The 13814-nt window shown below is 73.4% G+C and carries 10 protein-coding genes and 1 pseudogene; 3 read left to right on the plus strand and 8 right to left on the minus strand.

The genetic code is table 11. The annotated features are described in order from the left end of the window. Positions 1-167: 167 nt before the first annotated feature. Positions 168-1403: a M64 family metallopeptidase gene (locus tag VR45_RS07390; protein ID WP_052708905.1), complete on the minus strand. Its 1236-nt coding sequence runs from the start codon at positions 1401-1403 to the stop codon at positions 168-170. A gap of 383 nt (positions 1404-1786) precedes the next feature. Between VR45_RS07390 and VR45_RS42125 the strand changes: the two genes are divergently transcribed. Then, positions 1787-2854 carry a hypothetical protein gene (locus VR45_RS42125; protein WP_052708906.1) on the plus strand — a complete coding sequence of 356 codons (1068 nt, stop codon included), beginning with the start codon at positions 1787-1789 and terminating at the stop codon, positions 2852-2854. A gap of 341 nt (positions 2855-3195) precedes the next feature. Here the strand turns inward: VR45_RS42125 and VR45_RS49975 are convergent, their stop codons facing one another. Genes VR45_RS49975 through pdhA form a run of 3 tightly spaced genes read right to left on the minus strand, consistent with a single transcriptional unit; the run spans position 3196 to position 6782 of the window. Next, a complete protein-coding gene (locus tag VR45_RS49975) occupies positions 3196-4650 on the minus strand; it encodes a dihydrolipoamide acetyltransferase family protein (RefSeq protein WP_045938865.1) in 1455 nt (484 codons plus the stop codon). Between the two features lie 15 nt (positions 4651-4665). Next, positions 4666-5643 (minus strand): alpha-ketoacid dehydrogenase subunit beta, encoded by a 978-nt coding sequence (locus VR45_RS07405; RefSeq protein ID WP_107084120.1) that lies wholly within the window; start codon positions 5641-5643, stop codon positions 4666-4668. Next, complete coding sequence (pdhA, locus tag VR45_RS07410; RefSeq protein WP_045938867.1) at positions 5640-6782, minus strand: pyruvate dehydrogenase (acetyl-transferring) E1 component subunit alpha; 1143 nt, start codon at positions 6780-6782, stop codon at positions 5640-5642. The genes VR45_RS07405 and pdhA overlap by 4 nt, the downstream gene beginning before the upstream one ends. 380 nt (positions 6783-7162) lie before the next feature. Between pdhA and VR45_RS07415 the strand changes: the two genes are divergently transcribed. After that, positions 7163-7822: a response regulator transcription factor gene (locus tag VR45_RS07415; protein WP_045938868.1), complete on the plus strand. Its 660-nt coding sequence runs from the start codon at positions 7163-7165 to the stop codon at positions 7820-7822. Positions 7823-7887: 65 nt separating this feature from the next. Continuing rightward, on the plus strand, positions 7888-8976 hold the full coding sequence (locus tag VR45_RS07420) for a phosphotransferase (protein WP_078896303.1): 1089 nt from the start codon (positions 7888-7890) through the stop codon (positions 8974-8976). An 81-nt stretch (positions 8977-9057) separates the two neighbouring features. Here the strand turns inward: VR45_RS07420 and VR45_RS07425 are convergent, their stop codons facing one another. From VR45_RS07425 to VR45_RS07440, 4 genes and pseudogenes are all read right to left on the minus strand, one after another. Continuing rightward, on the minus strand, positions 9058-10665 hold the full coding sequence (locus VR45_RS07425) for a protein kinase (RefSeq protein WP_234325872.1): 1608 nt from the start codon (positions 10663-10665) through the stop codon (positions 9058-9060). Between the two features lie 323 nt (positions 10666-10988). After that, complete coding sequence (locus VR45_RS07430) at positions 10989-12407, minus strand: protein kinase (protein ID WP_063772427.1); 1419 nt, start codon at positions 12405-12407, stop codon at positions 10989-10991. Positions 12408-12738: 331 nt separating this feature from the next. After that, a complete protein-coding gene (locus VR45_RS07435) occupies positions 12739-13296 on the minus strand; it encodes a bacterial proteasome activator family protein (protein WP_045938875.1) in 558 nt (185 codons plus the stop codon). A gap of 309 nt (positions 13297-13605) precedes the next feature. Beyond that, positions 13606-13814: pseudogene (locus tag VR45_RS07440) on the minus strand (hypothetical protein); the annotation flags it as partial.

The raw sequence follows: 13814 nt of genomic DNA on the forward strand, positions 1-13814 counted from the left end.
GGGGCGCCGCCGGTCCCGCCGGTGCGGTCGGCTGTGGCGCGAGGAGCAGAGGCGGACAGGGGGCGGGCTGAACGGGCTGGCTCCACGGTCATAGTGGCCCCAGGTTAGTCATCCCATCATTGGATGCCCAGGGGTGGGGGCCACCCCGATCCCCCGCCCGCCCCGGCTCAGCCGGCCACCGTCCAGGAGACCGAGCGCGTCATGTAGCGCTCCCGGAAGGCCTCGTCGCGCACCCAGTCCGTGGTGTCCCGGACGGTCGCCGTGACGGTCGCGGCGTGCCCGGGCTCCAGCGGCAGCGCGGCGGTGTCCAGCCAGCTGCGGTCCGCCGCCTGCGGCTCGACCGGGGCGCCGTCCAGCGTCCAGTCCACCCGCAGCTGCCGGGCACCGGTCAGCGGGACCGGCCGGACCTCCAGCCGGGGCCGGCCGGTGACGTCGCCGGGAGCCGGCAGGGCGGCGTCGGTGGGCCGGATCCGGCGGTAGATCTCCTCGATGATCGCCTCCCGCGAGGGCAGGTTGTAGGCCCCGCCGAGGGTGCGCATCACCGAGTCCGGGGTGGGCCGGTAGATGCCGTTGGCGCTGCGGTAGGCGCCGATGGTCCCGGCGCCGTCCGGGGACTCCGCGCCGAGCCAGCGCCACCATTTGGACTGCTTGCGGCGCATGTCGTCGGCGTTCTCGGTGGAGAGGTTGGGGTAGTCGGCGTCGTCGGGCGCGCTGTCGTACTCGTCGCCGAGGTCGCCGACGGTGTGCCCGATCTCGTGCTGGATGATCCGGCCGGCGTCGGGGCTGCCGCCGGCCAGGGTGGTCACCCCGGTGCCGCCGGCGCCGCCGTACTCGGTGGAGTTGGCCAGCGCGATCAGGTACTGCGGGCCCTCGCCGCGGCCGGCGTACCGGGCCGTCGCCTCCTCGTCGGCGCAGAGCAGCCGGGCGGTGCCCTCGCACCAGAAGTGCATGCCGAGCGGGGTGGCGGGGCTGCGGCCGCGGCTCTCGGTCTCGGCGATGCCGGAGACCGGGGAGACCACCTCGACCCGCCTTATGTTGAAGAACCCCTGGTAGCTGCGGAACGGCTCGATCTCCATCAGCGCGCGCCAGGCCCGGTCGGCCTGTTCGCGGAACACGTCCTGCTCCTCGGCGGTGTAGCCGTCGCCGAGCAGGACGAGGGTGATCCGGTTGGCCGGGTCGCCGGTCCGCCGTATGTCGACGGTCGGCGCGTCCCCGGCGGTGCGCAGATCGGCGTGCTGCACCGCGGTGTGCGGCGGGACCGCGCGGTCGGCCGGGGCGCCGGCCCCGATCACCCCGAACGGTGAGGGCCCGGCCAGTTCGAGCGCGGCCGGGAGTACGGCGGTGGACACCAGCACGAGCGCGGCCAGACTCCGGACGATCCGGCCAGGGTTGCCAGGCGGCATACGGGTGCGTCCTCGACGTTCCGGTCACCCGCGTGGCCCGGGTGGTGGACGCGAAGACGTACCCGCCCCGGCGTGTCGTCCTCACGGAACGGCGAAAAAGTCACCGAACTGGACGAACCACAAGGATCTGACCAGTCATACCTATGAGTCCAACCAGGCGATTGTCGATCACCGACCGTGACCTTGGATGCACCGAAAATAGTCAGGAAAATCTTTGGTTCGTCCTGCAACTGCCGCCCCGGGATCGCTGTCTGTACCAGCGAAGGACGCGGGAGAGAGCATGACCGGCCAGGCCGGGGGGCGCTTCCGACGCGATGGAGCGATCCGGCCACCTTCGACACCACACACCACCACCACGACACCAGACCTTGGGGGGTCCTGTCATGCGCACGTCCGTCATGCCCGCTTCCGCGAAGAACACCGTCGTCCGCCGCCGCGTCGCGGCCGTCGCCGCCACCGTCCTGCTCGCCGGCTCCGTCCAGTTGCTGACCGCCGAGTCCTCCTGGGCCTGCGGCTCGTCGGACGGGGCGGTCGCGGCCGCGCCGAAGGCGGCGGCGAAGGCGGCCGCGCCGAAGACCGACACCGCGAAGACCGACGCCCCGAAGACCGAGGCCGCCACCCACAACGGAGCCCCCGAGATCGGCTTCCACATGACCCCCTCGCTGGCCGTCACCGCGGGCGGGCCGAAGGTCGACATCGGGGTCGGGATCGCCAACTTCACCGGGGCCCCCTACCGCAACGTCGTGCCCACGCTCTCGCTCGCCGCGCACATGACGGGCGACGGCGAGGGCGGGGTCTCCTACCTGGACTCCAAGTACCTGGCCGTCGAGTACAACGCCAACGGCACCTGGCAGAAGCTCTCGCTGCGGCGCGGCTGCGACCCGACGCTGTTCGCGACCCCGGCCAAGGGGGTTCCGGTCGCGGACGGCCGCGCCAACCACGTCACGTTCCGTGTGAGCCTCGCCGCGGGTGCCCCGGACGGCCTGGACCTCATCTACGTCGGCCTCGGCGCCACCGCCGAGGACGGGTCGCGCAGCGAGTGGGCGCAGAAGGGGATGACGGTCAAGGTCCCCAAGGCCACCAAGCCCGCTCCGACCACCACCCCCGCGAAGCCCGCCCCGGCCAAGCCCGCCGAGACCGCGAAGCCGACCACGCCCGCGAAGCCCGCCGCCAAGCCGACCACGCCCGCGAAGCCGGCCGCCAAGCCCGCGCCGGTCTCCGACGACACCCCCGCCGCCACCGCGAAGCCGACCGCGCCCGCCGCCGCGCCCGCCGCGCCGAAGAGCACCCCCTCCGCCGCCCCGGCCACCACCGCGCCGGCCGGCACCCCGGAGCTCGCCCAGACCGGCGCCGACACCCCGAACGGCCTGCTCGCGGGCATCGCCGCGGGCATCGCCGCGCTCGGCGCGGGCATGGTGCTCACCGTCCGCCGACTGCGCGCCCAGCGCTGACCCGGACGCGGACGCCGGCGCCCACGACACCGGCGCCGCCGTCCCCGAACGACGGACCACTCCGGGGCCCTCCCCCGCGCCGCACCGGCGCCGGGGGAGGGCCCCCGCCGTGGGAGGTGCGGAAACTCCGGCGGAATCGCGACAACCCCGACCGGAGTCGGACGTCCCACTCATCGGAGGACGAAACCTGGAGCCGCGCCATGTACGAGCAGACCCACGAGCAGACCGTCGCCCGCACCGACGACACCGCTTGGTCCTGAGCACCACCGGGACCGCAGGACGAAGGGGCCCGACTCCGCACGGCGGTGCGGAGTCGGGCCCCTTCATGTCTCCCGGACGGGTCAGCCCCAGGTGATCAGGCGCTTCGGGTGCTCCAGGATGCCCGCGATGTCGGCCAGCACCTTGGAGCCCAGCTCGCCGTCCACCAGCCGGTGGTCGAAGGAGAGGGCCAGCGTGGTGACCTGACGCGGGACGACCTTGCCCTTGTGCACCCACGGCAGTTCCCGGACCGCCCCGAAGGCGAGGATGGCCGCCTCACCGGGGTTGAGGATCGGGGTGCCGCTGTCGACGCCGAAGACGCCGACATTGGTGATCGTGATCGTGCCGCCCTGCATGTCGCCGGGCGCCGTCTTCCCCTGGCGGGCCGTCTCGATCAGCTCGCCGAGCGAGACCGCCAGGCCGGACAGGGTCCGGGCGCCGGCGTCCTTGATGTTGGGGACGATCAGGCCGCGCGGGGTGGCCGCGGCGATGCCGAGGTTCACCTGGCCCTTGATGACGATCTCCTGGGCGGCCTCGTCCCACTGGGCGTTGATCCCGGGGTGGCGCTTGACCGCGGTGAGCAGCGCCTTGGCGACCAGCAGCAGCGGGCTGACCCGGACGTCCCGGCCCAGCTCGCCGCTCTCCTTGAGCCGGCGGACGAACTTCATCGTCCGGGTCACGTCGACCTGGACGAACTCGGTGACGTGCGGGGCGGTGAAGGCCGAGGCCACCATCGCCTGCGCGGTCGCCTTGCGGACGCCCTTGATCGGCACCCGGACGTCGCCCGCGCCGGGCAGGACCACGGCGGTGGACACCGGGACGGCGACGGCCGGCTCGGCGGCCGGGGCCTCGACGGGGGCCGGCGCCGGGGCGGCGGCGGCCGCCGCGTGGGCGTGCAGGTCCTCACGGGTGATCACGCCGTCCGGACCGGTCGGGGTGACGACCCGGAGGTCGATCCCGAGGTCCTTGGCGAGCTTGCGCACCGGCGGCTTGGCCAGCGGCCGGTCACCGGACACCTCGACGGCCGCCACCGGCACCGGGGCCGGGGCGACGACGGGAGCCGGAGCGGGCGCGGGAGCCGGCACGGCGGCCGTGGCGGTGGCCGTGACCGTGGTGCGCCGCGCCCGGCGCTGGCTGCCGCCGGTCCGCGGACCGTAGCCGACCAGCACCTCGCGCCGCTCGGGCTCGGGCGCCTCGGCGGCCTCGGGGGCCTCGGCGACGGGGGCCGGGGCCGGGGCGACGGCGGCGGCGACGACGGGCGCCCCCACAGCTCCTGCGGCTCCCCCCACCGCGACCGAGATGATCGCGGTGCCGACGTCGACCGTCGCGCCCTCCGGGAAGAACAGCTGCTCGACGACCCCGGTGAACGGGATCGGCAGCTCCACGGCGGCCTTGGCGGTCTCCACCTCGCAGACGACCTGCCCGTCGGTGACGGTGTCACCGGGCTTGACGTACCAGCTGAGGATCTCGGCCTCGGTCAGGCCCTCGCCCACATCGGGCATCTTGAACTCGCGGAGCGAGCGAACTTCGGTGGTCATCAGCGCTCCCCGGTATCAGTACGCGAACGCGCGGTCGACGGCGTCGAGCACGCGGTCCAGGTCGGGGAGGAAGGACTCCTCGACCCGGGACGGCGGGTACGGCGCGTAGTAGCCGCCGACCCGCAGGATCGGCGCCTCCAGGTGGTAGAAGCAGCGCTCGGTGAGCCGGGCGGCCAGTTCGGCGCCCATGCCCAGGAACACCGGGGCCTCGTGCACCACGATGCCGCGTCCGGTCCGCTTGACGGACTCTTCCAGGGCGGCGAAGTCGACCGGGGTGAGCGAGCGGAGGTCGACGACCTCCAGCCGGCGGCCGTCCTCCTCGGCGGCCGCGGCGGCCTCCAGGCAGACCTTGAGCATCGGCCCGTAGGCGATCAGCGTGGCGTCGGCACCGGGGCGGACGATCCGCGCGTCGTGCAGGCCCAGGTCGGCGGAGTCGCCGACCTCGCCCTTGTCCCAGTAGCGGCGCTTGGGCTCCAGGAAGATCACCGGGTCGTCCGACTCGATGGCCTGGCGCAGCATCCAGTGCGCGTCGTGCGCGTTGGACGGGGTGACCACCCGCAGACCGGCGGTGTGGGCGAAGTACGCCTCGTGCGACTCGCTGTGGTGCTCGACCGCGCCGATACCACCCGCGTAGGGGATACGGATGGTGACCGGCATCTTGACGTGCCCGAGCGCGCGGGCGTGCATCTTGGCCAGCTGGGAGACGATCTGGTCGAAGGCCGGGTAGACGAAGCCGTCGAACTGGATCTCCACGACCGGGCGGTAGCCGCGCAGCGCGAGGCCGATCGCGGTGCCGACGATGCCGGACTCGGCGAGCGGGGTGTCGATCACCCGGTCCTCGCCGAAGTCCTTCTGCAGGCCGTCGGTGATCCGGAAGACGCCGCCGAGCTTGCCGATGTCCTCGCCCATCAGGACGGTCTTCGGGTCGCTCTCCAGCGACTTGCGCAGCGCCCCGTTGAGCGCCTTGGCGATGCTGAGCTGGCCGGCCATCAGTGGTTCTCCCCCGCCTCGAAGGAGGCCGCGTACTCGATGTACTCGGCCCGTTCCTCATCGACCAGCGCGTGCGGCTCCGCGTAGACGTGGTCGAAGATCAGGGTGGGGTCGGGGTCCGGCATGCTGCGCACGCCCTCGCGCACCCGCAGCCCGAGCTGCTCGCTCTCGGTCTCGATCGAGGCGAAGAACTCCTCGTCGGCCAGGCCCTCCTTCTCCAGGAGGGTGCGGAGCCGGGTGATCGGGTCCTTGGCCTTCCAGGCCTCGGTCTCGTCGGCCGCCCGGTAGCGGGTCGGGTCGTCGGAGGTGGTGTGCGCGCCCATCCGGTAGGTGAAGGCCTCGATCAGCACCGGACCGTTGCCGGTGCGGGCGTGCTCCAGGGCCCAGCGGGTCACCGCGAGGCAGGCCAGCACGTCGTTGCCGTCGACCCGGATGCCCGGGAAGCCGAAGCCGGAGGCCCGGCGGTACAGCGGGATCTTGGTCTGGGTGGTGGTGGGCTCGGAGATCGCCCACTGGTTGTTCTGGCAGAAGAAGACCACCGGCGAGTTGTAGACCGAGGCGAAGGTGAAGGCCTCGTTGACGTCGCCCTGGCTGGAGGCACCGTCGCCGAAGTACGCGATCACCGCGTCGTCGGCGCCGTCCTTGGTGATGCCCATCGCGTATCCGGTGGCGTGCAGGGTCTGCGCGCCGATCACGATGGTGTACAGGTGGAAGTTCTTCTCGTTCGGGTCCCAGCCGCCGTGGTTCACACCGCGGAACATGCCGAGCAGGTTCAGCGGGTCGACGTCGCGGCACCAGGCCACGCCGTGCTCGCGGTAGGTGGGGAAGGCGTAGTCGCCCGGTCGCATCGCGCGGCCGGAACCGACCTGGGCCGCTTCCTGGCCCAGCAGCGAGGCCCAGAGGCCCAGCTCGCCCTGGCGCTGCAGCGAGGTCGCCTCGGCGTCGAAGCGACGCACCAGCACCAGGTCACGGTAGAGGGCACGGAGCTCGTCCGCCTCCACGGTGAGCGGGAAGTCCGGGTGCTCGACCCGCTCGCCTTCCGGGGTGAGCAGCTGTACGAGCTCCGGCTGGGCGTCCTTGGCCGTGGCGCGGACGCCGGGGGCAGCCTTCTTGCGGGCCCTCGCCGTGCTTTTGACGGTCACGTTCACTCCTCGGTCTGTCCGGCCGCCCGGGGTCGCCGGTGACCGGTCCGGTCACCGCCTCGCGGGGCGCGCGTGGGTGTGCGCACCCGCAGCGGGGCAGGTGGTGATCCTTTTCCGACGGCGTCCCTCACGAGAACGTTACCCAGCGTCCGTCCTCGACGCGTCTGCGCTAGGACGTCCTACTTGTTCGGGGTCTACAAACCGCGCGTGTGGCGCAGCTCTCAATTCGGTCGCGTTCAGGACACCAGCGCACGTTATCCGGGCGGAGGCTCCGGCGTAAGGGGGTTACCGGCATCGGTTTCGACCGCTCTGGCCGGATCGTGACCCCGGCGCGGTAGGGGCGAGAGGTCTTTCGTAGGGTGATATGGGAGGCTTTGCGCGTGACTGATAACGGACAAATCACGGTATTCCTCCTCGACGACCACGAGGTGGTCCGCCGGGGTGTCCATGAACTCCTCTCCGTCGAGGAGGACATCGAGGTGGTCGGCGAGGCCGGCACCGCGGCCGAGGCGCTGACCAGGATCCCGGCCGTCCACCCCGATGTCGCGGTGCTCGACGTCCGGCTGCCGGACGGCAACGGCGTCGAGGTCTGCCGGGAGATCCGTTCCCGGATGCCGGAGATCAAGTGCCTGATGCTGACCTCGTTCTCGGACGACGAGGCCCTGTTCGACTCGATCATGGCGGGCGCCTCCGGCTATGTGCTGAAGGCGATCCGCGGCACCGACCTGATCACCGCGGTCCGGGACGTCGCGGCCGGCAAGTCGCTGCTCGACCCGGTCGCCACCAGCCGGGTGCTGGCCCGGCTGCGGGACGGCGGTGAGAAGGAGGACGAACGACTCGCCCAGCTCACCAAGCAGGAGCGCCGCATTCTGGACCTGATCGGCGAAGGGATGACCAACCGTCAGATCGGCAATGAACTGCACCTCGCCGAAAAGACGGTGAAGAACTACGTCTCCAGTCTGCTCGCCAAGATGGGGATGGAGCGACGGACCCAGGCGGCGGCGTTCGTGGCCCGGCACCAGGCGGACCAGCAGCACTGATACGGCCGAAGCACACAACTGACGACCTGTCAAGGACCCCCGCCGAGAGGTCCTAACCTCTGGCTGTGACTTTCAGCCAGACCCTTGCCTGTGCACCAGCCCGTCCCGACCTCACCGCTCCCCCGATAGGAACGCTCAGCCCTCCCGTCCCCCACGCGGCGCTCGCCGAGGTCCTGCGCCGGTACCGGGTGGGGCGCCTGCTCACCGCCGAACCCGTCGCCGAAGGCCTGCTGAACCGCGGCTACCGGGTCACCACCGAGGCCGGCGGCTACTTCCTGAAGTGCTACGTCGACGCCGCGACCGCCGGCCGCGAGGCGGTCGCCGGCCACCACCGGGCGATGGCCGCCCTCGCCGCCCTGGGCCTGCCCGTCGAGCCCCCGCTCGCCCTCGCCGAACGGACCGGCACCATCGCCCCGTTCGGCGGCCGGCTGTTCGCCCTCTTCCCCTGGGTCGAGGGCGGGCACCGCCACGGAACCGAGCTGTCCCTGCCGCAGTGCGCCGAACTGGGCGCGCTGCTCGGCCGGCTGCACGGCGCCCTCGACGAGGTCTGCGCGCCCGTCGCACAACCCTCCGGCTACCGCAGCGCCGATCCGCTCGACAGCTCCGCACTCGCCCACGACCTGCGCGAGCGGGCCCGCGAGCACCACCCCAACGACGAACTGGACGCGCTGGTCGAGCGCCGGCTGGGCGAACGGCTGGAGCTGCTCGCCGAGCACGCCCACCGGCGTCCCGCCCCGGGGGCCGCCCCGCCCACCGGCTGGACCCACGGCGACTTCCACGGGCTCAACCTGCTGCACCGGGACGGACGGATCGCGGCCGTCCTGGACTGGGACAAGCTGGGACGGCAGCCGCGTGCCGAGGAGGCCGTCCGCGCGGCCACCCTGGTCCTCAACGACCGCGTCACCGGGGTGCTGGACCTCGTCCGGGTCCGGCACTGGTCCCAGGCCTACCGGGCCACCGGGGCCGCCACCGCGGAGCACCTGGCCGCCGCGGCCCACCGGGTCTGGTGGGAGCGGCTGAACGACTTCTGGATGCTCCAGTGGCGCTACCAGCGGGGCGACCACCGGGCCGACCCGCTCTACCCCGCCTCGGCGGGCCAGCTGGCGTGGTGGTGCCAGGAGTACGAGCAGGTCCTGGACGCCTTCGCCAACTGACCCGGGCGGCCGGCCGGACCCGCAAGGGAACGGCCGGCCGGACCCCGTCGGCCGACTACGCCCCGGGGCGGGCCGGACCTGTCAGGGAACGGCCGGGGTGGCCGCCCCGCCGGTCGGCTTCGGAGTGGTGCCGCCGGCACCGCCCCCGGCCGGCGGAGTCTGGCTGCCGCCACCGCCGGTCGGCGGCGGGTTGGTCGCCGGCGGGGCCGTGGCCGGGGGAGTCGTCGCGCCGCCGCCCGTACCCGTGGTCGGGGTGTTGGTCGGCGGGACGGTGGCCGACCCGGTCGGCGACGTGCTCGGGGTCGGTGCCTTGCTGCCGGTCGTGCTCGGCGTCGCCGCCGGGCTGGTCGTGTGCTTGCCGGTCGGCTGGCTCGGCGGCTGGGTCTGGTTGCCGCCGTTGTTGGTGGTGTCGGTCGGCTGCTGCTGCGGACGACGCGAGGTCTGCCCGGTCGGGGGCGTGGTCGTGGTCGAACCGGAGCTGGGCGTGGTCGCCTCCGGCGCCGTCGACACCACCCCGGTGCTCGGGCCGAGGTCGCTCGGCTTCACGCCGCCGCCACCGCCGTTGCCGTTGCCGCTCAGCGCCATGGCGATGCCCACGCTGGCCGCGACGGCCACCGCCACGATGCCGGCCACCCAGCGCCACGGACCGCGCCGGCCGCCGCCACCGCGCCCGTGTCCGCCGCCGTGCCCGTCGTCCGAACCGTCGCCGCCGCCGTAGGGCGGGTAGGCGGAGGACGGCGTGTGCGGGCCGCCCGGCACCTGGTACGGCAGCATCGCCGTCGGGTCGCCCGGGACACCCGCCCCGAGCACCGCCGTCTCGTCCACTCCCCGCGGGGGCATCCCGCCGTGGCCCTGGCCGGCCGCGGCCAGCCCGGCCGTCGCGCCGAGCGGCCAGCCGCCGGTGCCGCCGGTGAGCTCGCGCAGCGCGTGCTCGATGTGCGCGCGGAACTCGTCCGCGTCCTGGAAGCGGTCGTCCGGGTTCTTCGCGAGCGAGCGCAGCACCAGGTGGTCCAGGCCGGCCGGGACCCGCGGATTGGCCTGCGAGGGCGGCACCGGCATGTCCTGCACGTGCTGGTAGACCACCGACAGCGGGGTGTCACCGGTGAACGGCGGCCGCAGCGCCAGCAGTTCGTAGAGCATGCAGCCGGCCGCGTACAGGTCGGAGCGGTGGTCGACCGGCTTGCCCAGCGCCTGCTCCGGCGAGAGGTACTGCGGGGTGCCCATGACCATGCCGGTCTGGGTCATGGTCGAGGCCGTGCCGGTGAGCGCCCGGGCGATGCCGAAGTCCATCACCTTGACCGCGCCGGTGGTCGTGATGATCACGTTGGCCGGCTTGATGTCACGGTGCACGATGCCGTGCCGGTGGCTGTAGGCGAGCGCCTCCAGCACCCCGGCGATGATGATCAGCGCCTGGTCGACCGGCGGCTCCTCCTCGTCGACCAGCAGCTCGCGGACGGTCCGGCCCTCGACCAGCTCCATCACGATGTACGGCGTCGACTCCTCGCCGACGTACTCCTCGCCGGTGTCGTAGACCGCGACGATCGCGTGGTGGTTGAGCGCCGCGACGGCGTGCGCCTCCCTGGTGAAGCGGAGCCGGGCGATCTCGTCCTGGGCCAGCTCACCACGGAGCAGCTTCACCGCGACGGTCCGTCCGAGCCGGACGTCCTGGGCGGCGAGCACCTCGGCCATGCCGCCCCGGCCGAGCCGGTGGGTCAGCCGGTAGCGGCCGTCACCGACCGTGCCCAGCGGGGCGGCGGTGCCCCGGCCGGGTGTCTGCGGGGCGCCGTACGGCGGGAGCGCGGTCGTGGCGGCGTCGCCACCGGGCTCGGGCATCCTGGGGGCCCCGCCGCCCGGACCGGTCGCCCAGGCCCCGTCGTCGTCCGGATGCTGCGTCTGTGCCATCGCTCCTCGCCCCGGGCCTTCGCTCGGATCGCGGTGCCCTGTCGCTCGTGTCCCCGAACGCTACCGCCTCCGGCCGACCCCCGGAGCACGCGTGATCCGGGCGGAACCTGTCAGAGCAGGCCATTCCGGTCGGCCTGGCCGTCCAGGCGCAGCACCGTGGCCGCCGCACCCGAGACGCCCCTGGTCGACCCGCTCTTCGACTGGTCCTCGGCCCGGTTGACCACGATCGCGATGATGATGACCGCCAGCACGATCACACCGACGATGATGCCGATGATCACCAGGGCGGTCGAGCAGCCACCGCTGTTCGACGCGGGCGGCTGCGGCTGGAACGGCGGCGCCGGCATCGGGTGCGGCGGCGGGGTGTGCGCCTGCTGCGGGAAGGGCTGCGGCGTGTGCGGCGCCTGGAAGACCGGCGGCGGCGTCTGGAACGGCTGCGGCTGCGGGAAGGGCTGCGGCGTGTGCGGCGCCTGGAACGCCGGCGGCGGCGTCTGGAACGGCTGCGGCTGCGCGTGCGGCTGGAACGGCTGCGGCTGGGGGAACGGCTGCGGCTGCGGGGTGTGCTGCGCCTGCGGCGCGGCGTGCACCGACCGCGGACCGTCGGTGATCACCAGCGGGTTGCTGGCCGCCAGCGGGCTGCCGCCGCCCTTGCCGGCCGCGATCAGCCGCTCGGCCTCGTCCCGCATCGCCGCCGCGCTCGGGAAGCGGTGCGCCGGGTCCTTGCGCAGCGCCGTCGCGACGAACCCGTCGACCGCCGGGGCGAGCCGCGGGTTGAGCGTGGACGGCGCCGGCGGCTCCTCCTGGACGTGCTTGTACGCGATCGAGAAGGCCGAGTCGCCGTCGAAGACCAGCTGCCCGGTGATCATCTCGAAGAGCATCACGCCGACCGAGTAGAGGTCGGAGCGGGCGTCCACCGGCTTGCCCAGCGCCTGCTCGGGCGAGAGGTACTGCGGCGTGCCGACCACCATGCCGGTCTGGGTCATCGAGGTGACCCCGCTCTCCAGCGCGCGGGCGATGCCGAAGTCCATGACCTTGACGTTGCCCTTGCGGTCGAACATGACGTTGCCGGGCTTGATGTCACGGTGCACCAGGCCCATGTCGTGCGAGGCCTCCAGCGCGTTCAGCACACCGATGGTGACCCGCAGCGCCTCCTCGACCGGCATCGCGCCGTGCTGGCCGACCGCCTCGTTGATGGCGTCCCGCAGGCCCTTGCCGTCGATCAGCTGCATCACGATGTACGGCGTGCTGGAGCCGTCCTGGGCGATGTCCTCGCCGCTGTCGTAGACGGTGACGATGTTCGGGTGCTCCAGCCGGGCCACCGCCTGGGCCTCGCGGCGGAACCGCTCCTTGAACGAGTCGTCCCGCCCCAGCTCGGCGTGCATGCTCTTCAGCGCGACCTGTCGGTCCAGCACGCTGTCGTACGCGAGGTGGACCGAGGCCATACCGCCCTCGCCCAGCACCCGCTGCAGCACGTACCGCCCGTTGCCCAGGGAGTAGCCCTCGGCCGCCGCGTTGCCGTGCTCGCTCATGGTCCTCTGCTCCCCCTCGGCGCGGCCGTACCGCCGCGACCGTGACATTCGGTCTCGTCCGTGCGTGTTTCCGGGCCCGGCCCGCTGGCCTGCCCGACCCCTGTCGCGACGCTCGCCCGGACTGCGACAGGGGGTCAGGGTATCGGCTCGCGAGGACACCGACCGGCCCAGGGCCGACACTGTGTCCAGGTCGCGACCCGGTACCGGTCGGTAGTGCTCGCGCCGCCGGGGCGACCGGCCGCGCCCCGTGCCGCGCCGCCCCGGCGGGGCCGTGGCGGTACGGGTACGGCCGACGTCCACAGGTGGGCGGACGCCCACATGTGTGGGACGGCTACAGGTAGGGACCGGAGCGGATGCCGCGGCCCTCGCCCGGCTCGTCCCCCTCCGGCTCCCCGCCGTGCAGACCGGGCGGCAGTGCCCGCCGCATCTGCTCCAGCTGCGCCCGGGCCGCCATCTGCTGCGCGAACAGCGCGGTCTGGATGCCGTGGAACAGGCCCTCCAGCCAGCCCACCAGCTGCGCCTGGGCGATCCGCAGCTCGGCCTCGGTCGGGATCGAGTCCTCGGTGAACGGGAGCGACAGCCGCTCCAGCTCGGCCACCAGCTCGGGGGCCAGGCCCAGCTCCAGCTCCTTGATCGAGCTGGCGTGGATGTCCTTCAGCCGCGCCCGGCTGGCCTCGTCGAGGGGAGCCGCCCGGACCTCCTCCAGCAACTGCTTGATCATGCTGCCGATCCGCATGACCTTGGCGGGCTGTTCGACCATCTCGGTCACCGGCAGTTCACGCGGACCGTCGCCGTCGTCCCCCATCGGGCCGGCCGCCGCCGAACCCACCGGCAGCCCGTCCGGTCCGACGATCAGCACCTTCTGGCCGTCCTGCGGCTGCCCGCCCATGGCCTGGTGGAACTCCTGCGACGAGTACTCGTTCATCGGATTCGTCATGAACCACATTCTCCCTCACTGGGGTTGCCGGGGAGGAGGCCCCCGACCGACCCGCCCCGCCCCGCCCGCTGCCGGTGCCGCGACCGGCCGCGCGCCTGCACCCGGGGACGACGCTACGCCCGGGGGCGGGGCAGCGGTATCCGTACGGATACTCAGTCCGCCCCCGGATCCGGAGCACCGGGGCGGCCCCCGGTCGACCGCCGGGACGCGGTCAGTGCCGGGACGGGTCAGTGCGTGGACGCGGTCAGTACCGGGACGCGGTCAGTGCCGGCGCAGCCGCAGCCCGATCAGGCCCAGACCGCAGCCGATCAGGCCCAGACCGGCGCCCAGCGGCAGCTGGCGGGTGGCCGCGTCGTCCCAGCGGGTGGGCAGCAGGGCCGGGCCGACCAGCACCGCCTGCGGCCCGGGCCGGCCGAGGGCCAGGGTCTCGCCGCCGGGGCCGCCGTCCGGCGTGGCCGGCTCCACCGCAC

Source organism: Streptomyces sp. NRRL S-495 (assembly GCF_000966955.1).
Taxonomy (GTDB): domain Bacteria; phylum Actinomycetota; class Actinomycetes; order Streptomycetales; family Streptomycetaceae; genus Kitasatospora; species Kitasatospora purpeofusca.

What these genes read in the sequence shown, in the direction of transcription:
- VR45_RS07390 (WP_052708905.1), bottom strand. Translation starts at nt 1,403, where the DNA reads ATGCCGCCTGGCAACCCTGGCCGGATCGTCCGGAGTCTGGCCGCGCTC.
- VR45_RS42125 (WP_052708906.1), top strand. Translation starts at nt 1,787, where the DNA reads ATGCGCACGTCCGTCATGCCCGCTTCCGCGAAGAACACCGTCGTCCGC.
- VR45_RS49975 (WP_045938865.1), bottom strand. Translation starts at nt 4,650, where the DNA reads ATGACCACCGAAGTTCGCTCGCTCCGCGAGTTCAAGATGCCCGATGTG.
- VR45_RS07425 (WP_234325872.1), bottom strand. Translation starts at nt 10,665, where the DNA reads ATGGCCGAGGTGCTCGCCGCCCAGGACGTCCGGCTCGGACGGACCGTC.
- VR45_RS07430 (WP_063772427.1), bottom strand. Translation starts at nt 12,407, where the DNA reads ATGAGCGAGCACGGCAACGCGGCGGCCGAGGGCTACTCCCTGGGCAAC.
- VR45_RS07435 (WP_045938875.1), bottom strand. Translation starts at nt 13,296, where the DNA reads ATGGGCGGGCAGCCGCAGGACGGCCAGAAGGTGCTGATCGTCGGACCG.